At 54.2% G+C, this 19,100-nt stretch carries 19 protein-coding genes and 2 pseudogenes; 20 read left to right on the top strand and 1 reads right to left on the bottom strand.

What is annotated here, in order from left to right:
- Nucleotides 1–63: 63 nt before the first annotated feature.
- Nucleotides 64–702: a hypothetical protein gene (locus ACWHRL_RS15035; protein ID WP_447894311.1), complete on the bottom strand. Its 639-nt coding sequence runs from the start codon at nucleotides 700–702 to the stop codon at nucleotides 64–66.
- Here ACWHRL_RS15035 and ACWHRL_RS15030 point away from each other — a divergent pair.
- The 20 genes and pseudogenes from ACWHRL_RS15030 (at nucleotide 694) to ACWHRL_RS14935 (ending at nucleotide 19,021) form a co-directional block, all read left to right on the top strand.
- Nucleotides 694–1,647 carry an RHS repeat-associated core domain-containing protein gene (locus ACWHRL_RS15030; protein ID WP_447894310.1) on the top strand — a complete coding sequence of 318 codons (954 nt, stop codon included), beginning with the start codon at nucleotides 694–696 and terminating at the stop codon, nucleotides 1,645–1,647. The two genes, ACWHRL_RS15035 and ACWHRL_RS15030, sit on opposite strands and share 9 nt — an antisense overlap.
- Nucleotides 1,648–1,683: 36 nt before the next feature.
- The gene (locus ACWHRL_RS15025; RefSeq protein ID WP_447894309.1) at nucleotides 1,684–2,196 is read left to right on the top strand and encodes a hypothetical protein; all 513 of its coding nucleotides are present in this window, start codon (nucleotides 1,684–1,686) and stop codon (nucleotides 2,194–2,196) included.
- 210 nt (nucleotides 2,197–2,406) lie between these two features.
- Entirely contained in the window at nucleotides 2,407–4,221 is a 1,815-nt protein-coding gene (locus tag ACWHRL_RS15020) for an RHS repeat-associated core domain-containing protein (RefSeq protein ID WP_447894308.1), read from the top strand.
- A gap of 29 nt (nucleotides 4,222–4,250) precedes the next feature.
- Complete coding sequence (locus tag ACWHRL_RS15015; RefSeq protein WP_447894307.1) at nucleotides 4,251–4,763, top strand: hypothetical protein; 513 nt, start codon at nucleotides 4,251–4,253, stop codon at nucleotides 4,761–4,763.
- Nucleotides 4,764–4,919: 156 nt separating this feature from the next.
- The gene (locus ACWHRL_RS15010; RefSeq protein ID WP_447894306.1) at nucleotides 4,920–5,699 is read left to right on the top strand and encodes an RHS repeat-associated core domain-containing protein; all 780 of its coding nucleotides are present in this window, start codon (nucleotides 4,920–4,922) and stop codon (nucleotides 5,697–5,699) included.
- Nucleotides 5,700–6,342: 643 nt separating this feature from the next.
- Nucleotides 6,343–6,939 (top strand): annotated as a pseudogene (locus ACWHRL_RS15005) (IS30 family transposase); the annotation flags it as partial.
- Entirely contained in the window at nucleotides 6,923–7,291 is a 369-nt protein-coding gene (locus tag ACWHRL_RS15000; RefSeq protein ID WP_447894305.1) for an RHS repeat-associated core domain-containing protein, read from the top strand. The pseudogene ACWHRL_RS15005 and the gene ACWHRL_RS15000, both read left to right, overlap by 17 nt.
- 12 nt (nucleotides 7,292–7,303) lie before the next feature.
- Nucleotides 7,304–7,639: pseudogene (locus tag ACWHRL_RS14995) on the top strand (hypothetical protein); the annotation flags it as partial.
- Between the two features lie 14 nt (nucleotides 7,640–7,653).
- The gene (locus ACWHRL_RS14990; RefSeq protein ID WP_447894304.1) at nucleotides 7,654–7,968 is read left to right on the top strand and encodes an Imm58 family immunity protein; all 315 of its coding nucleotides are present in this window, start codon (nucleotides 7,654–7,656) and stop codon (nucleotides 7,966–7,968) included.
- 93 nt (nucleotides 7,969–8,061) lie between these two features.
- Complete coding sequence (locus tag ACWHRL_RS14985; RefSeq protein ID WP_447894303.1) at nucleotides 8,062–8,280, top strand: hypothetical protein; 219 nt, start codon at nucleotides 8,062–8,064, stop codon at nucleotides 8,278–8,280.
- Between the two features lie 717 nt (nucleotides 8,281–8,997).
- Nucleotides 8,998–9,666, top strand: coding sequence for a hypothetical protein (locus tag ACWHRL_RS14980; RefSeq protein ID WP_447894302.1), 669 nt, complete (start codon nucleotides 8,998–9,000; stop codon nucleotides 9,664–9,666).
- Between the two features lie 51 nt (nucleotides 9,667–9,717).
- Complete coding sequence (locus ACWHRL_RS14975; protein WP_447894301.1) at nucleotides 9,718–10,407, top strand: hypothetical protein; 690 nt, start codon at nucleotides 9,718–9,720, stop codon at nucleotides 10,405–10,407.
- A 79-nt stretch (nucleotides 10,408–10,486) separates the two neighbouring features.
- Nucleotides 10,487–10,744, top strand: coding sequence for a hypothetical protein (locus ACWHRL_RS14970; RefSeq protein ID WP_447894300.1), 258 nt, complete (start codon nucleotides 10,487–10,489; stop codon nucleotides 10,742–10,744).
- Nucleotides 10,745–11,001: 257 nt separating this feature from the next.
- On the top strand, nucleotides 11,002–11,400 hold the full coding sequence (locus tag ACWHRL_RS14965) for a hypothetical protein (RefSeq protein WP_447894299.1): 399 nt from the start codon (nucleotides 11,002–11,004) through the stop codon (nucleotides 11,398–11,400).
- A 53-nt stretch (nucleotides 11,401–11,453) separates the two neighbouring features.
- A complete protein-coding gene (locus tag ACWHRL_RS14960; protein WP_447894298.1) occupies nucleotides 11,454–11,879 on the top strand; it encodes a hypothetical protein in 426 nt (141 codons plus the stop codon).
- Nucleotides 11,880–12,036: 157 nt separating this feature from the next.
- Nucleotides 12,037–13,056: a tryptophan--tRNA ligase gene (locus tag ACWHRL_RS14955; RefSeq protein WP_447894297.1), complete on the top strand. Its 1,020-nt coding sequence runs from the start codon at nucleotides 12,037–12,039 to the stop codon at nucleotides 13,054–13,056.
- A 182-nt stretch (nucleotides 13,057–13,238) separates the two neighbouring features.
- A complete protein-coding gene (locus ACWHRL_RS14950) occupies nucleotides 13,239–14,648 on the top strand; it encodes a Na+/H+ antiporter NhaC family protein (protein WP_447894296.1) in 1,410 nt (469 codons plus the stop codon).
- Between the two features lie 126 nt (nucleotides 14,649–14,774).
- Nucleotides 14,775–15,827, top strand: a complete 1,053-nt coding sequence (locus ACWHRL_RS14945; RefSeq protein WP_447894295.1) for an AI-2E family transporter — start codon at nucleotides 14,775–14,777, stop codon at nucleotides 15,825–15,827.
- Nucleotides 15,828–15,950: 123 nt separating this feature from the next.
- Nucleotides 15,951–17,177: a YeeE/YedE family protein gene (locus ACWHRL_RS14940; RefSeq protein ID WP_447894294.1), complete on the top strand. Its 1,227-nt coding sequence runs from the start codon at nucleotides 15,951–15,953 to the stop codon at nucleotides 17,175–17,177.
- A gap of 167 nt (nucleotides 17,178–17,344) precedes the next feature.
- Nucleotides 17,345–19,021, top strand: coding sequence for an NAD-dependent malic enzyme (locus ACWHRL_RS14935; RefSeq protein WP_447894293.1), 1,677 nt, complete (start codon nucleotides 17,345–17,347; stop codon nucleotides 19,019–19,021).
- Nucleotides 19,022–19,100: the final 79 nt, after the last annotated feature.

The following is a 19,100-nucleotide window of genomic DNA, read 5'->3' as shown; positions in this document are numbered from 1 at the left end:
CAGTGGCAGCAGCAGCACACCCTCACCGCCAACGGCGCCCCGCAAGCGAGCCAGTTCGGCGAGCTACCCGCGCTCAACTGGCACACCTACGGCAGCGGCCACCTGCACGGGCTGAGCGCCCCGGGGCTGAACCTGGAAATCGACCTGGAGCCGGATGCCCTGCACCGTGAAACCCTGCGCCGCCTGACGCTGGCATCGGGTGACCAGGTACAGCCCCTGATTCTGGAGCGCGGCTACACGAACCTCGGCCAGCTCGATCACCTTACGCTGCGTGGCGCGCAGAACGGCGGCGGGCAGCAGTATCAGTACGACGCCCTGGGCCGCATGAGTTTCAGAAGCGTGCAGAGTGACCAGGCCTCCAGCGTTATTGCCTACAGTTATGATGCCGCCGGCCGCCTGACCGGCAGCCAGCACGGCGACCAGGCCCACCGCTACGCCCTCGATGCTGCCGGTAACCGCCTGGACGGCCAACAGGCGCTGACCGACAACCGCCTCGACCACCTGGACGGCGCCCGCCACCGCTTCGACGGCGCGGGCAACATGATTGAAAAGCAGGCCGCCAACGGCGACCGCCTGACACTCGGTTACGATGGAGCCAATCGGCTGGTCCAGCTCACCCGCGCAAGCGAGCGGGGCCGTACGGTCGATGCCACCTACCGCTACGACGGCCTGGGCCGCCGCATCAGCAAGACCGTGCGCCACGAAAACGGCACCACCGCCACCACCCACTACGGCTGGGACGGCGACCGCATCGTGCGCGAAGAAAGCGAGAGCCAGCACTCGACCATCGTCTACGAGCCGGGCAGCTTCGTGCCCATGCTGCGTATCGACGACACCCAGGAAGGTCCACAGCTCAGCGCCTTCGTCACGGATGCGATTGGCACCCCGATGCAGCTCGTGGCCGCCAACGGCGAAACGCAGTGGCAGGGCCAGCCCGATGATTGGGCGGCGGTGAAGAACATTCGTGGCAATACAGCGCAGCCGATTCGGTTTCAGGGCCAGTGGCAGGACGAGGAGAGTGGGCTTTACTACAACCGCCACCGGTATTACGACCCGCAGCAAGGGCGGTATGTGAGTCAGGATCCGATTGGGTTGCGGGGTGGAGCGAATTTGTATGGGTATGTCGCTAATCCAACGGGGATGGTGGATCCGTTAGGTTTAAACCCGGCTGCAGCATGTGCGATACCAGCTGTTACTCCCGTATGCGCTTCTGCAGCGCAATGGATTACAGGTGTAGGAGTGGCAGCTGCTACGGGTGTAGTAGCAACTATATCTGGTTCAACATCAGAATCATCAAGAGCACAAGAGGCAGATCGACTCACTGCTGCACACCGGGCCACAGCTGGGGCTCGCTCTTTACCCGACTATGGAGGAAATTGCACACCTGATGAGTATGATGAATTAGCGAGGCAACAAGATGAGGCGTGTAACAGAACAAAAGGGCTTGGTATGTGTGGTCGCAATGAGATTGATTATGGTAGAGCTGAGCTTTTCGACGCTTGTGCTCAGGCTAGGATTAATATAGCTAGGAGATGTTTTGCTAGAGGTGACGCAGGTCATAATGACCAAATAAATCAAAACTTGAGAAATGCAATGACTTGCACTAGAGAGTATGAGGGAAAAGGTGATAACCTTATATTTAAGTAGGCTAATACCTATTTGACGATTTTATAACGGTGAAAAATGTTCATTTCAAGGCTCTCCAACCAAGAGATATATAGAAAAAAACTTCTTAAGGAGTTTGAGACAAAGCTTCCAAATGGGGATCTATTTCTCCCCATTCTAAAAACTTATGGCGATTTATCTGATGAAGAAAATTTCTTCAAGCAACATGCCATTTTTCATGGAAAAATTTGGAGCGAAGTTGACTTTGATAACGCGAAAGAGTTTGACTTTCATTGGGGGCCTTTTTCAGCATTGAGTAAGTTGGGCGAAATTTATTATCTTCCAGCATTTCTAAGTTATTTTTATGAGGTTGAAAATCTAAAAAAAGGAAATGTTGCCGATTACTTTGATTCTATATTTTTCAGCGTACTAGGGGACAAAGGAGCAACGGAGAGCTTCACCATTGACCAAAGCAAGCTAATAGCTTTATTTTTGGTTAATCTATCAAACTTGGTTGATGACACGTATGGGGACGAACAAGAGTATCAAAAAGAACTCACAAGCAACTGGGGCCATTTTCTACTTTTTTAATAAACAATAATCCTAAGCTCAAGCATTAAGCATAGTGCAGGCATTGCTTAATTAAGCATCGAAAGGGAGAGGGCGTGCTATTTTCCTTGGCGGTAGCGTGGTGTTGAAGGCCTTTGATCATGACTCGCGAAGGTGTTCAAAACTCTGTGTCAGCCAGCCTCATAGGCTGAGGTAGTGCACCAAGCGGTTTGGGAAATGAATGGGTCATCTGTGACAGCGTCAAGTTTCAGCCCCGACAAGCACTGGACCGCCCACACCCGCGCCGACGGCTCGCGCATCGAGTTCCGCCATGATCGTGCCGGGCGCAAGATCGCCACGGTGGACCCGCTGGGCCGCGAAACGCACATCGAGCGTCACGAGAATGGCCTAGTGATTGGACACGTCACGCCGGACGGTCAGCGCTGGGACATCGAGCGCGATGCGTTGGGCGACACGGTGAGCATCGAAGGGCCGGAGAGCCAGCACTGGCAGATCACTCGTAACGAACGTGGTCAGCCGGTGGAAGTGACGGGGCCGACAGGCACCACGGCGTTTGCTTACGACGATGAGCGCCTGCCCGACCGTGCCACGACGGTGACCGACCCGGGCGGCGCCACCCACCAGCACGAGTGGAACGCCCTCGGCCAGCTCGATCACCTTACGCTGCGCGGCGCGCAGAACGGCGGCGGGCAGCAGTACCAGTACGACGCCCTGGGCCGGATGAGTTTCAGAAGCGTGCAGAGTGACCAGGCCTCCCGCGTCATCGCCTACAGCTATGACGCCGCCGGCCGCCTGACCGGCAGCCAGCACGGCGACCAGGCCCACCGCTACGCCGTGGACGCCGCCGGTAACCGCCTGGACGGCCAACAGGCCATCACCGACAACCGCCTCGACCACCTGGACGGTGCCCGCCACCGCTTCGACGGCGCAGGCAACATGATCGAAAGGCAGGCCGCCAACGGCGACTGCCTGACACTCGGTTTTGATGGTGCCAATCGGCTGGTCCGGCTCACCCGCGCAAGCGAGCGGGGCCGTACGGTCGATGCCACCTACCGCTACGACGGCCTGGGCCGCCGCATCAGCAAGACCGTGCGCCATGAAAACGGCACCACCGCCACCACCCACTACGGCTGGGACGGCGACCGCCTCGTGCGCGAAGAAAGCGACAATCAGCACTCGACTATCGTCTACGAGCCGGGCAGCTTTGTGCCCATGTTGCGCATCGACGACACCCAGGAAGGCCCACAGCTCAGCGCTTTCGTCACGGATGCGATTGGCACCCCGATGCAGCTCGTGGCCGCCCACGGCGAAACGCAGTGGCAGGGTCAACCCGATGACTGGGCGGCGGTGAAGAACATTCGTGGCAATACAGCGCAGCCGATTCGGTTTCAGGGCCAGTGGCAGGACGAGGAGAGTGGGCTTTACTACAACCGCCACCGGTATTACGACCCGCAGCAAGGGCGGTATGTGAGTCAGGATCCGATTGGGTTGCGGGGTGGAACCAACTTGTATGGGTATGTGGCTAATCCAACGGGGATGGTGGATCCGTTAGGTTTAAACCCGGCCGCAGCATGTGCAATTCCAGCTGTTACTCCCGTATGCGCTTCTGCAGCACAATGGATTACAGGTGTAGGAGTAGCAGCTGCTACGGCTGTAGTAGCAACCATACCGGGTTCAACATCAGAATTATCTAGAGCCCAAGAGGCAGATCGACTCACTGCTGCACACCAGGCCACAGCTGGGGCTCGCTCTTTACCCGGCTATGGGGGAAATTGCACACCTGATGAGTATGATGAATTAGAGAGGCAAAAAGATGAAGCTTGCAGTAGAACAAAAAATCTCAAAATGTGCGGTGAAACCGATATTGATTATGAAAAAGCAGAGATTTTTGATGCTTGCGCTCAAGCCCGAATAAATGTTGCAAGGAGGTGTTTTTCTGGAGGTGACTCAGGTCAAAATAATGAAATAAATAATAATTTAAGAAAATCGATGTCCTGTACACGAGATTACGAAAGTAAGGGGCATGGAAACTTAATTTTTCAATAGAAAACTCCTATTTTATTGATGAGGATATTATGGAAAGCTTATTAATTTCTAACCAAGAAGTATATAGGAAAAATCTGCTTAACAACTTCCCTTTGGAGCTACCTTCAAGCAACTTGCTTCTTCCTATTGAAGGATGTTATAGCGATGAAATTGATAGAAGACTTATGATAAGGCAGCAGTCTATTTTTTATGAGAAGAAATGGCCTGAAGTTGATTTTGATGAGGCGCGTGAGTTCGGATATGCGTGGGCTCAGTTTCCTGGACTGAGTTATACTGGTGAACTTTACTATCTCCCCGCATTTCTTGGTTATTTTTATGAGGTTAAAAATATGAATAAGGGGAACCTCTGCGACTATTTTAACTCCATGTTTCTTGGCATGTTTTCAGACGCAGAGATACTTGAAAAACTTACAATAGAGCAAGCCAAGCTTACGGCATTATTTTTAGTGAACATGGCCAACCTTCTAGATGATGGACACGGCAACGCTCAGTTATATCAAAGGGCTGTAACCAATAAGTGGGGACATTTACTCCTTTTTTGATGGGCAGAATAAAGCGATTATACCAAGGTTATCGCGTACAGGTACGACGCCGCTGGCCGCCTCACCAGCAGCCAGCAGCAGTAATTTTCAACCCAGTGTCCAAATAGCTGTCTCTAAGCAGCGTATTTATGGCGCTCGACTTCCTGCAGCTTGAGCTTGCCAATACAACAAACGGACGGCGAGCGCCTGACACTCGTCTACGTCGGTGCCAACCGCTTGGTACAGCTCACCCACACCAGCGCCTACGGCCATACCACAGAAGCCAACTACCACTACGAGTGGCTGGGCCGCCGGATCAACAAGACCGTGCACCATACTAACGGCACCACCGTAATCACCTACTACGGCTGGGACAATGACCGGATTGTGCGGGAAGACAGCGATAGTCAGCGCTCGACCATCGTCTACGAGCCGGGCAGCTTCGCGCCCATGCTGCGCATCGACGACACCCAGGAAGGCCCACAGCTCAGCGCCTTCGTCACGGATGCGATTGGCACCCCGATGCAGCTCGTTGCCGCCGACGGCGAAACGCAGTGGCAGGGCCAGTCCGATGACTGGGCGGCGGAGAAAAATGTGCGTGGCAGTGCCCGTCAGCCGATTCGCTTCCAGGGGCAGTGGCAGGACGAGGAGAGTGGGCTCTATTACAACCGGCACCGGTACTACGACCCGCAGAAGGGGCGGTATGTGAGCCAGGATCCGATTGGGTTGCAGGGTGGCACCAATTTGTATGGGTATGTGGCTAATCCGATGGGAGTGGTGGATCCGTTAGGTCTATTCGGGGCAAATATGCATCATTTGGAGCCGCTGTCGACAGCTATGCAAGATGGATATACTCGACCATCACCAAGATCTATTGAGAGAGCTGTAACAATTGAGCCAAATGTTTCTGCAGAGACATTTGGCGGAGTTTTTGGCAAACCGTTTCATCTGGAATAAAAGTAGATAGTTCAGGTAACTATGGTTATGTCTTAAATGAGTGCCAATAATACGGGCTAGGTATATTTAGAGGTGGTGGTTTTGGCGAAAGTGTTGGTGTTAGTTCTAGTCCTCTTGAAGATGGAGTTACGGAAACGTGGGGAGCCTTTGTAAGAGCTGGCGCTATAAAAGGGGGTGGTGGTTCGATTGATACAGGAGATGGTTCTTATTCAGCGGAAAGTGGTTGGCTCGGTCCGGCAAGCGGCTTAGCCGCAGGACTTCAAAACTGTAAGTCGAGTACAACTGTTTTAGGCAATGTAAGAGATTTTTTCGATGAAAATTAGTATCCAAACAATTGGTAAATTTCGGTTTTGGTCATATGTGATTTGTTTTTCGAGCTTTGGATTTGTGGCCTTTTTTCCTGAAAACCTAATTACTTCTCAAATAAAAGGAGGTTTTGCCATAATTATGTTTTTAACTGCAATAACTTCAGTTATGTCCACATTTTTTATTCTAGGTTATTATTTAATTAATTATTTTAAAAATAATTAATTTTTTAGAGTCTGAATTCATAGAATAAGCGCAGCACTTTGGATCACAAGGTAGAGGCAGGAGGGCCAGCCCCGGTATCCTCTCTACCTTACCTACCAAAGTGAAGTAGAGTATAGGATACCGACAGCTGACCCAGAGCCAACGATACCAAATTTTTGCCTATCTTGAGACCGGCACCAGCCAGCGACAGATCGCCAAGGCGATTGGGATTCACAGCAGCACCATTAGCCGCGAGATAAAACGTAACGGTCTGGCCCGTGGTTATGCGCCTGAACAGGCCCAATTGGCAAGTTATCAGCGCCGCCGCACCGCCTGGAAAGTGACGAAGCGGCTTCCCAGCCTGATTTGTTGGGTCACTGGCCAATTGATGGACGAATGGAGCCCTCAGCAAATCAGTGGTTTTATGGCCAATGCCAACGGAGTCTGCGTAAGCCATCAGTAGACCTATGCGTTAATCCGGGACGACAAGAAGCACGGTGGAACCTTATGGAAACGGCTCCGGCTGCCACGCCAGCGGCGCTATCAGCGTCAATTGGCTAAGTGGACGGGGTTAGGCAAAATCCCGCACCGAGTAGGCATTGAGCAGCGTCCTGCCAGGGTGGAAGAACGGCGTCATATCGGACATTGGGAAGGCGACACGATGCTTAAGGGCCACAAACAATCCGGACTGGTGACCCTGGTCGAAAGACGCAGTGGCGACCCCTTGGCAGGGCCAGCCCGATGACTGGGCGGCGGTGAAAAATGTGCGTGGCAGTGCCCGTCAGCCGATTCGGTTCCAGAGGCAGTGGCAGGATGAAGAGAGCGGGCTCTATTACAACCGGCACCGGTATTACGACCCGCAGCAAGGGCGGTATGTGAGTCAGGATCCGATTGAGTTGCGCGGTGGCACTAACTTATATGGGTATGTGACAAATCCGAGAGGGGCGGTGGATCCGATGGGTTTGGCAGGATGCTATGTACATTTCCCTGACTACCCTATTAGTACTGGACTAGGGTTTAGCTCAATCATGCTAGGGGGGCATTCTGGTGTATTAGGTTATAATTCAGAAGGTGAGACATAATATTATGAATATGGGAGATATGCTGCTGATCAGAATGGCGTTATCGGTGTAGCTTTGCCAGGTAATGGTGGGAATGTGAGAAGAGTTGATATGCCTGATTTAACAATAAGTAGCGACGGAAGCCCTACAAATACTTCATTGGAAGTGTTAAGAGAAGCTTTGTCGGAGCTCCCGGGTAGAGGGACCCATGCAGAAATGACCTGCTATTCTGGCTTAGATGAGAATCAGGTATATAGTCATATTGACAGCATTGCAAACAACCCCGAGCGGGAAGAATACGATTGGAAACCTTGGTCAGCAAATCATTGCCGCACATTTGCTAAAGAATCAAATGAAGCGGGAAGATAAAAGTGAGAATATCTGTGTTGATTATAATTACAGCAATCATGTCTTTAGCGTTCATTGTAACTCTATTTTTCTTAATAGACGTCAGTATTTCATACACTCATTTAAAAAGCAGCTATCAATCACAGAACCAACATAAAGACATCTTTCGCGAGCTTCTTAAAAATGAATGGATTGGACAAAATAGAGATGAGATTGTGGAGAAAATAAATAACTTGGCAGAAATATCTGACCATATGATTGTCATTAAAGAGCCAAAGAATAACAACTCAATAACAGTAAATGAAATCAACTTGTTTTTTGAAAAAAATACATTAACCGAAATCAACTAGATGTCGAGTCTCATGTGATTAACTGAGGGTGCTCAAAACTCTGTTCTAGCTTGGTCTATGAGGTCCTGGATTCACAGAATAACTGCAGCGCTTTTGCTCACGAGGCAGTGGCAGCAGCAGAGCCAGTTCGGCGAGCTACCCGCGCTCAACTGGCACACCTACGGCAGCGGCCACCTGCACGGGCTGAGCGCCCCGGGGCTGAACCTGGAAATCGATCTGGAGCCGGACGCCCTGCAATGGAGGGCCAAGTATTGGCGCTTCAGCGGTAGCAGCTGGGGGTTAGAGAATTATATTTTAGATTGCAATAAGTAGAGGTTTTTTAAATGAGCTTGGTTCATATTTATTATATGATATTGTTAGTTAATGGTGTGGCATATTTAAAGCTGCGTTACTCGTTAAGGGGGGTGTCCAGAGATATATGAGTGCTACTTCGGTGCCGTTAATTCGGAATCTATGAAAAAGACAGTTGATTTCAATAAATATATATTATCTAGAGATAGGTGGAATGATGGATTTAATAAAGAAACACTGCTGTGGGTTAGGGTTTATATGATATTAACCTATGTGAATATATTGTATACATCAGCTGGGGTAATGGGGTTTTTAATAATCGGTTTTCTTATATGATTAGTAAAGCCAAATGGGCTTGGCCGTAGAAGCTGAGCTTTCGCTAGGTTTTTGGTTCCGCGAAGAAATAGTTAAGGGAGCAATAAGGTGCTTCTTCTCTTTCCAGTCAGCACCAAATATTACAGATGGGAAGCTATCGGCCAACTCATGAGCGAGTCAGCGCACACGGTGAGGTAGCGTTCAGCTGAAACAATGCTTAGCAACTCATCGGCGAGCATCAGTACCACGCGAGTGCTGCTAGCTGCACACACCCTCACCGGCAACGTCCCTCCGGTAGAGTCGGGCTGCTAAAGAGTCCATGACATACCCATTTCTGTTAGAGTCGAGCGTACCAAGCTAGAAATATAGCGTGACCCCATTGTTGATCCATAACGCCATATAAATCCAGTTAGCGGTGATTTTATGCAGGACCTTTATCACGATCCAATTTTTTATTTTAAAACAAATGCATGGGAGGAGGGTGTTAATGATGAAGGTGCTTATAAAAAGATAATAGCCAGAGTAGAAGCTGGCGAGTCAGATTTTCTTGCGCTAAAAAGTTGGTACCTTGCTTTAGGAAAGGGGTGTGATAAAGATGTTTTGTCCGCGCTCGATATTCTAAATAATGATGCTTTAAATAGGAATGCAGGCGCGTTGTGTGCAGTAGGAGTCGGTTTTTTGCGTGGTTATTATGGTGAAGAGGATGAAGAGAAGGCGCTGTATTTTTTTGATAAAGCAGAAAAGATATGTTTTCGTAAGGCTAACTATCAAAAAGGATTGATGCGCTTTAATCGATACTATTTTCAGGGTAAGAGAGAAATAGATAAAGTTATGGCAAGAAGTTTTTTTGAAAAAGCAGCCAGGAACGGCCATGCAACTAGCCTGAGTTTTCTTGTTTTTTGCCGAGAAGGGCCACGGTTTAAACATATTTTTAGGCAGTTGAGGATGTTTTTTATTTACCTTCTCTCAAGAAGTTCTTTGAGTGGGCCAGAGCGATGGTGGTGTTATCGTGAACTAAGGCCTTATAGGCCTACGGCCGTTTCTCTCGCAGAAAATTGCGGTCATGCACTGGGTTATTTCGCTAAAAATTAGCACTGTTAGACGCGTCCCATCTTTAATTTTCCCCATATAGTGATTGAGTGCATGCTTTTTAAAATCCTGGTCGAAACTTACTCCACACTGTTGAGCTACAAACGTATAACACTAATAGCGCTTATCGGTCCGTTGGGGCTGACGCTAATAGCAGCGCTACTTACCCAAGGAGTCGTCATGCTTCAACCCAGGCCAGTGGCGCTTTACCTGTCACTTGAGTTACTGGCAGAGGCCATCGATATAGCGGCCTACACGCTTTTGGTGGTCGTGGTATGCAATGCCATCTTGCGTCAGCAAACCAGCGGCTTTGGTAGAGGGCTTTTCTGGGAGCAACGTGAAACGCGACTTTTCTTATACCAGCTAGGTCTTTATGCGTTATTCATTCCAGTGTCGCTATTCGCTTTCGTTCCCGTCGTCGGTATTTGGATCACGCTACTGCTGAGTGGTTATCTCTACAGCCGTTTGGCGCTGGTGTTGCCCGGTATTGCGGTCGGTCAGCCGCTTACCTTTCGATTGGCCTGGCAACTCTCTCGCCCCTACCAGTGGAGCGCTTTCGTTGTATTGGCGCTCTTTCCAACCGCAATAGGGATAGCGCTCGAAAGCCTGCCGAGTGCAGGTGCTTTGTTGCTTCTTCGGCCACTAATTTTCTTTGCGACCTCGCTCATTTCCGTAACGGCCATGGCCATTCTGTATCGAGAAATCGTGACCTCCGCCGCGCAAGACGCCGAACCCTTACCTTGACCGAGAGGCTGACGAAACCCTGGCCTATTTAGAGCGGAAATCACGTTCAAGGCGTTTTGAAAGTATAAAGGAGTAGATAGTGTATAAGCTTGTTTTAATGCCTGCATTGATCGCGCTGTTGTTAGGCGGTGCGCTGTCTTTTGCGAGCGAGTACTTCGAAAGAAGTACTGTGCTGGAAAAGTACGGTCGATCTATTGAAGAGGAAGCTGCAAAAAGAAGGGAAGCTATATGCGAAAAAATAGCCGATGTCTTTCCTGAGAATTCTGCTGCGTCCAGAAGCCTGGCACTTGAAGAGTTGAAAGAAATTGAAGAAAGAAAAAGGATTAGGGCCCATTAATATGAAGTTTCTAAGATTTACGATAGCGCTTATGGTTTTTTTAATAGTGCTTATAGCGACTTTAGCTATTTTGGGACGGTATATGAGTGACTTTATGTACGCCAAAAACCTTTCAACGCTCGCTTTATATCAGGATCAGTTGGAGGGGGAGGTGGGTGCTGATTTAGAGAGTTTTTTGAGCGCTCTTGATCACTCGAATGAGAGCGCCCGGAAGCAGTATTCTGATATGTGTGCCACTTATTAAGGCGAGAGTTGATATGGTTGAGAGTACGCTGTTTAGATCACTTGTTCTGGCATCGTTTTTGAGCAATATAGCGCTGTACTATTTTGGATGGCAGATGGCGTTTTATATGCCAGAGCAACATGTTGAGTTGTTAGGGTGGCAAGGATACTCTTCGATTTTCAATGAGGAAGGATTAAGGAATTTAGAAGTCATTATTATAGTGACCGAGCTCGCTGGGCTTGCAGGGCTTCTTTTTAAGCCACTGGTCTTCAGGAACGTGCTTCTTTTTAGCATGATGTTGTGGGTTTTCGAAGGGGTAGTGGGCGGTTACTACGTCTCCACACCGTTGATCAACATGCTGGATTCAATTCAGCGCATTCTGGTTTCGCTGACGCTTGGCTACGCCTTTTTTTCAAAAGACATCGCTAAGTAGCCGCTGATTTTAAGAGCCGGCAATACAACAGTCGAGTAAGTGGGAGATTTCTTATGGAGGGCGGAAGGAAGGGCCCTGCTTTCAAACTCAATCCGCTGGCTTTTAACTATTTGCTTTGTATGAGCGCTTATCGCTTGGTTAAAGACGCTTATCAGGCAGGCGCCACCTTTCTATCGAATCACGTGATGTCGAATGAATTCGTGATGGCGGTAGTAACGGTACACTTTGCCTACGTTCTGATTTTTTTATGTGGTTTGGCAATGGGTATGCTGACCGCCAAAAAGGTCCTCCTCCATTCGGCAGCCGCTACCGCAGCGAGTGTTGCACTGGATAGCTACTTTATAACGAACGCGACGACCGGCAATCATGAATGGGTGATTTTTATGCTCTTTCTTGGCGCCCTGCTGGGCGGGATGGGGGGAGCCGCCGCGTTATGCATCAAACGATTGAAAAACAGGCGCAGTCGCCGTTTGCCGTAATGGCTCCCGTTAACCAGTAGCGGGCCCTGATCACGGCGCGTAGATGGGGCGGGGGTTGGAACCGCAAAGGGCCGCGTTGTCTGGGCGACGATTTCCCTCCATTGAGTGTACAATCCCCTATCTTTTTCGATTTATCTGACGCTGGATCCATCACACCATGAGCAATGCCAAAACCCGTGTGCTGACCGGGATTACCACCTCCGGCACCCCCCATTTGGGTAACTATGTGGGGGCCATCAAGCCGGCCATCGAGGCAAGCCAGGACCCGAACGTGCAGTCGTTCTATTTCATGGCTGACTACCACGCGCTGATCAAGTGCCAGGACCCGAAGCGCGTGCAGCAGTCGCGCCTGGAGATCGCGGCCACGTGGCTGGCGCTGGGGCTCGATACCGACAACGCGATTTTTTACCGCCAGTCGGATATTCCGGAAATCCCGGAGCTTACGTGGATGCTCTCCTGCGTGTGCGCCAAGGGCCTGATGAACCGGGCCCACGCCTACAAGGCGGCGGTGGCGGACAACGAAGAGGCGGGCAACCAGGACGCGGATAAAGGCGTGACCATGGGGCTCTTTGGCTATCCGGTGCTGATGGCGGCGGATATCCTGATGTTCAACGCCAACAAGGTGCCGGTGGGGCGCGACCAGATCCAGCACATCGAGATGGCTCGCGATATCGCCGGGCGCTTCAACCACCTGTACAAGGGCAACTATTTCGCCCAGCCCGAGGCGGTGGTGGATGAAAAGTCCGAGGTGTTGAAAGGCCTGGACGGGCGCAAGATGTCGAAAAGCTACGACAACACCATCCCCTTGTTCGCCCCGGAGAAAAAGCTTCAAAAGCTCGTTCGCAAGATCAAGACCAACTCGCTGGAGCCTGGCGAGCCGAAAGACCCGGACACCTGCACGCTGTTTCAGATCTACGCAGCGTTTGCCTCCAGTGCCGAAACCGCGGCGCTTCGCGAGCAGTACGCCGCGGGTATCGGCTGGGGGGATGCGAAAAACCAGGTGTTCGATTACCTGAACGCACACCTGAGCGCGCCCCGCGAGCGCTACACGGCGCTGCTGGAAGACCCGGGCCATATCGAAGCGGTGCTGCAAAAAGGCGCCGAGCGCGCCCGGGAAGAGGCCACGCGCAGCATCGAGAAGCTACGTTCGGCCATGGGCCTGGGCCGCTTCGTTTAAGCGACCAAACGTCAAGCCTTTTCGATAACAAGGCGGCTTTCTAACGGTGGCGCTGCGTTTTATTGCGTCAAACAAGGCCCTTCCACTTAGCTGGGGAAGGGCTTTTGTGTACAGTGCAGTCCGGGTCTTGAAAAAAGTATCCAACGACAACCACTACGACCACGCGTTAGCGAGGAGCCTGCATGTCTCGTCATACTTCAGCGTCAGAGCCTGGTGTCGCACTGGGCGGCCTTCATCATCTTGCTTTATTGGTGGTCGCCGTGGGCAGTTTGCTGGGCGCCATCATGTGGCTGGCCATCCCGACCGCGGTGGCGCTCATCGTGGCGGGGAGCCTTGCGATCTCGCTGTGTCTTTTATGGGGGATTTCCTGGGCGCGGCTGGAGGAGGACCTTTTAAAAGGCATTCAGGCCATGCTGATTCCCATTTTGATCCTCATCAGCGTGGGGATGATGGTGGGGGTATGGATGCTCTCGGGCACGATACCAGCCATGGTTACGCTGGGGCTCGAGCTGCTGTCACCGGGGCTCTTTTTGGTGGTGGCATGTTTGTCGTGCTCGTTGATGTCGGTCATGGCGGGCACGTCCTGGGGCACGCTCAGCACGATCGGCGTGGCGCTCATGGCGGTGGCCGTGGGGCTCGACGTGCCGCTCGCCTGGGCGGCGGGGGCGATCGTCACGGGGACGTTTTTCGGCGACAAGCTGTCGCCGCTTTCCGATACGACCGTCATGGCGTCCGCCGTGTGCGAGGTGAACATCGTGACTCACATTCGTCACATGCTCTACTCGACGCTGCCGGCGTATCTCATTGCGCTGGCGGTCTACGCGTGGCTGGGTAGTAGCATCAGCACGGGGCAGGCCAGCGCGCCGGAAACCGCCGCGCTGATCGAGACGCTCAATGCGGTGTTCAGTATCAATGTGGTGACGCTGCTTCCGCCGGTGATGGTGTTCGTCTGCATTCTTCTGAAAAAGCCGGTGCTGCCGTCGTTCGCCGTGGGTATCGTCAGCGGCGCGCTGATCGCCGCGCTGCTTCAAGGGGCGGGGGCGAGTGAGATCGGCAATGCCATGAACGGCGGCTATAGCGCCAGCACCGGGGGTGAGATGGTCGATAGCATGCTCTCCCGCGGCGGGCTGCAGAGCATGATGTCCACGGTGGCGGTGCTGATCGCCGCGGCCGTACTGGGCGCCCCGTTCAAAAGCGCGGGTACCCTCGATGCGGCGATTGCGCTGTTGAACGAACGCCAGGCCGGGCGGCGGCAGGTGCTGGGTAGCGCCATGGGGCTGCACAGCCTGGCGTTCTTGCTGACCGGCAGCTACTACGTCACCTTCGCGCTTTTGGGGCCGCTGCTGCGCCCGCTGGTCGCCAATAGCGGCACGCCGCCCAAGAACCTGTCCAGGATTTTGGAAGACACCGGCACCACGCTCTCCCCGCTCATTCCCTGGGGCGTCACGGGTGCTTTCACGGCGGCTACACTGGGCGTTTCCACGGCGGATTTTTTCATCTACGCCATTCTCTGTTATGGCGCGATCGTGTTTTCGCTTTTCTATGTCGTGACCGGGCTCGGGCTTGGCCATGAGAAAACGCGTATTCGTTAGGTGCTGGGCGGATAAGCGAAATACACTGGGCGACGCTTGAAAAGCACGGTGGGGTGCAGCATGTAAGGGAGCGCTGCAACGGGTATTCCGGCTTTTATCGAACGGTATTTACAAAGGGACTATTGAATGCAATCGACGTACCGTCATCAAACGTTTACGGAAAAAGCGATGATCGTACTGGCGCTGGCGGTACTGGCGCTGGTGCTTTGGAAGCTGGTGGGGCTGTTGCTGCTGATTTTCGGCGCGGTGGTGGGCGCGTGTATTTTGCAAACCTGTATGGTGCCGCTGCTCAAATGGGGGGTGCCGCGCTGGCTGTCGCTTCTGATCGTGGTGGTGACATTGACGCTGGTGCTGGCGGGGATCAGCGTAGCCTTTGGCTCCCAGGTGGCGTCGGAACTCGAGTCGCTTTCGACTTTGCTGCCCGAAGCCTGGGAGCAGTTGCAGGAGCGCCTTCAGGGCACGCCGCTTGAGCCGCTAATGGAGAACGCCGGCGAGCGGGCGGGCTCGGTTTTCGAAAACGGCCTGGCGCAGGTCGGTATGGTGGTCGTCTCCATGGGCGGCAGCCTGGTCAATTTCTTCGCGCTGATCGTGGGGATGGTGTATTTTGCCGCTCAGCCGGATGTCTACCGCCGTGGGTTGTTGTTGCTGGCGCCGGTCAAAAGCCGGGACAAGCTGGCCGAGGCGCTGGATAAAAGCGGCAAGGCGCTGCGGTTTTGGCTCGGTGGCCAACTGGTTGCGATGGTCGTGACGGGTCTACTGGTCGGCGTGAGCATGTGGCTTTTGGGCGTGCCCGCGCCGCTGGGCCTTGGCCTGATTGCTGGGGTGCTGGATTTCGTGCCGCTGGTCGGCCCGCTTATCGCGGCCATTCCCGCGCTGCTACTGGCCTACACGGTCAGCCCGCAAACGGCGCTTTTTGTGCTGATCGCCTATACCATTATCCAGCAGATCGAAGGCAACGTGATGCAGCCGCTGGTTCAGCAGCGCGCGGTGAATTTGCCCCCCGCCATGCTGCTGTTTTCGCTCTTTGCAGCCAGTACGCTGTTTGGCGTGGCCGGGGTGCTGTTGGCGGCACCGCTCACCGTTATCGGCTTTGTGCTGATCAATACGCTCTACGTACAGCGTGACGAAGACGACGAACCGGTAAACGGTGAACAAGACAAGAGCGAGAAAAGCGAGTAGCCAACGCGTAGTGAGCTTTGATGAGGTATCGCAAAAGCGTTTTAAAATGAGGTTCAAAGGGTGGTGAATACGTCCGTTTTCGCCGTGCAGATGTTGAGTTTTTGAAAAGATCGAAGGTGCGCTATGTCGACCACTCCCGCCTCCGCGGAGGCTGAAAATTTCTCCAGCAAGTACCGTGTGCCGCTGATCGCCATGGCGGCGATCGTTTTCGGGGCGCTATTGATCGGCGTGTTCTTTAGTGCCAACACCGGCATGCTGATGATCATCGGCGGCCTGTTTGGTGTGGCGCTCTATCACGCGGCGTTTGGCTTTACCGCGGCCTGGCGGGCGTTCATCACCGAACGCCGGGGCCGCGGGCTGCGCGCGCAGATGGTAATGCTCGCCGTTGCCGTGGTGCTGTTTTTCCCCGCCCTGGGCGCGGGCACGTTATTCGATATGCCGGTCTCTGGCTTTGTCCGCCCCATCGGGATCTCTGTGGTGGTCGGCGCGTTCATCTTCGGTTTGGGCATGCAGCTTGGCGGTGGGTGCGCCTCGGGTACGCTGTTTACCGCCGGGGGCGGCAATGCTCGCATGCTGATTACGCTGCTGTTCTTCATCGTGGGCTCGGTGATTGGCACCGCGCACTTTACCTGGTGGCAGAGCCTGCCCGCGTTTGCGCCGGTCTCGCTGGTCGAAGTAGCGGGCCCGGGTGGCGGCATCGCGATCAGCCTGGTGCTGTTCGCCGCCATTGCCGCGTTGACGGTGGTAATGGAGCGCCGACGCCACGGCCAGCTAGAAAAACCGGCCCCGGTGACCAAACCGGGTAGCAAGCGTTGGCTGGAAGGCCCCTGGCCGCTATTGGCCGGCGCCGTGGCGCTGGCGCTGTTGAACTTCGCTACCCTGGCGCTGGCCGGGCGCCCCTGGGGTATTACCTCCGCCTTTGCGCTCTGGGGCGCGAAGGTCTTTAACTTCGTGGGCGGCGATGTCACTCAGTGGGGGTATTGGCAGTCGGAATCCAACATGGCGGCGCTGGATGCCAGCATTTTCTCGGACATTACTACCGTGATGAATATCGGCATCATGCTGGGCGCGATGGCCGCCGCTCACTTGGCCGGGCGCTTTGCATCGAATTTCAACATCCCGATCCGCTCGGTGATCGCGGCGATTCTCGGTGGGCTGATGCTGGGCTACGGCGCGCGGCTGGCCTTTGGCTGCAATATTGGCGCTTACTTCAGCGGTATTGCCTCGGGCAGCCTGCACGGCTGGCTCTGGATGGCCGCCGCCTTTGCCGGCAACATGCTGGGGGTCAAATTGCGGCCGCTGTTTTTCGCCGGTGTAGAAGGGCGCAAACCCAAGGCCAAAACGGCCTGACGCTAACCGGTTGATGTTCAACGCCCCGCTAAAAAAGCGGGGCATTTTTTTGCTCAAAGCCCGCCTGCGTGCCACCTTTGTCGTAGTGGCGTGATACATTATGCCGTTATAACCGTAAACGCTTGATATTGCTGCGCTGCAGCAGTAATGGACGAAAAGAGAGCCCCATGACTCAGAGCAAACGCCCCTTATACATTCCTTACGCCGGTCCTTCCTTGCTTGAAATGCCGCTATTGAACAAAGGCAGCGCGTTTACTCAAGAGGAGCGGCTCGCGTTCAATTTGATCGGTCTGTTGCCGCAAAAGGTCGAGACCATCGAAGACCAGCTCGAGCGCAGCTATCGCCAATATCAGCAGTGTCACAGCGACCTGGACCGCCATATCTATCTGCGCGCCATCCAGGACGATAACGAAACGCTCTATTTCCGCCTGGTGTCCGAGCACCTGGAAGAGATGCTGCCGATTATCTATACGCCGACCGTGGGCAAGGCGTGTCAGGAATTCTCCAATATCTATCGCAATCACCGGGGGCTTTTCATCGGCTACCCGGACCGCGAGCACATGGACGATATCCTGCGCAGCGCCACCAAGGACAACGTCAAGGTGATCGTGGTCACCGACGGCGAGCGCATTCTGGGCCTGGGCGACCAGGGCATCGGCGGTATGGGGATTCCCATTGGTAAGTTGGCGCTCTACACCGCCTGTGGCGGGATCAGCCCGGCCCATACGCTGCCCATCATGATCGACGTGGGCACTAATAATCAGGCGCTTCTGGACGACCCCATGTACATGGGCTGGCGCCACGAGCGAGTCGGCCAGGAAGAGTACGACGCCTTCATGGCGCAGTTCATCGCCGCTCTTAAGCGCCGCTGGCCCAACGCCCTGCTGCAGTTCGAGGATTTCGCCCAGGCCAACGCCGTGCCGCTACTGGAGCGCTACCGCAACGAGCTTTGCTGCTTCAACGATGACGTTCAGGGCACCGCCTCGGTGGTGGTGGGTACGCTGATGGCCGCCTGTCACGCCCGGGAAGAGAGCATCGCCAAGCAGCGCGTGGTGTTCGTCGGCGGCGGCTCTGCCGGCTGCGGTATCGCCGAGCAGGTCGTGGTCGCCATGCAGTCCGAGGGGCTTTCCGAGCGCGAGGCCCGCGAGCGTGTCTACGTGATTGACCGCGACGGGCTGATGACGACGGACCAACCCTGGCAGCGCGATTTCCAGCGCCGCCTGGCCCACGACCCGGCGCTGGTCGCCGACTGGAACGGCCAGGGCCTGGAAGAGACCATCGCGCAGATCAAGCCCACGGTGCTGATCGGCGTGTGCGGCCAGCGCGGTATCTTCACCGAGCAGGTGATCCGCACCATGCACGCCGGCTGCGAGAACCCGGTCATCATGCCGCTCTCCAACCCGACCTCCCAGGCCGAGGCGGTGCCGGAAGACGTGATTCGCTGGACCGACGGCCAGGCGCTGGTCGCCACTGGCAGTCCCTTCGCGCCGGTGGTCTATAACGGTCGCACCTACGCGATTGCCCAGTGCAACAACGCCTATATCTTCCCCGGCATTGGCCTGGGCGTGGTAGCGGCCAAGGCGCACCGGGTGACCGACGAGATGCTGATGAGTGCATCAAGAGCGCTGGCCCGGGAAGCGCCGCTGGTCAAAGAGGGCAAGGGCGCGCTTTTGCCGCCGCTTTCCAAGATTCGCGAAATCAGCCAGTCGATCGCTTTCGAGGTGGCGGCCATGGCGCAGCATAACGGCGTCGCGCTGACCACCAGTGGCACTCAGCTGCGTAAGGACATCGAAAACGCGAGCTGGGACCCGGATTACCGCGACTACCGTCGTCGCGCCGTTTAAGCGTTTTAACGTTCAAGGCTCTCGGCGCCGCTACTCAGGTAGCGGCGCTTTTTTTAGGGCCAAAAAAAGCCCCCACCGG

It is taken from the genome of Vreelandella sp. GE22 (assembly GCF_968212445.1).
This window is presented reverse-complemented; position numbering and strand designations above follow the sequence as displayed.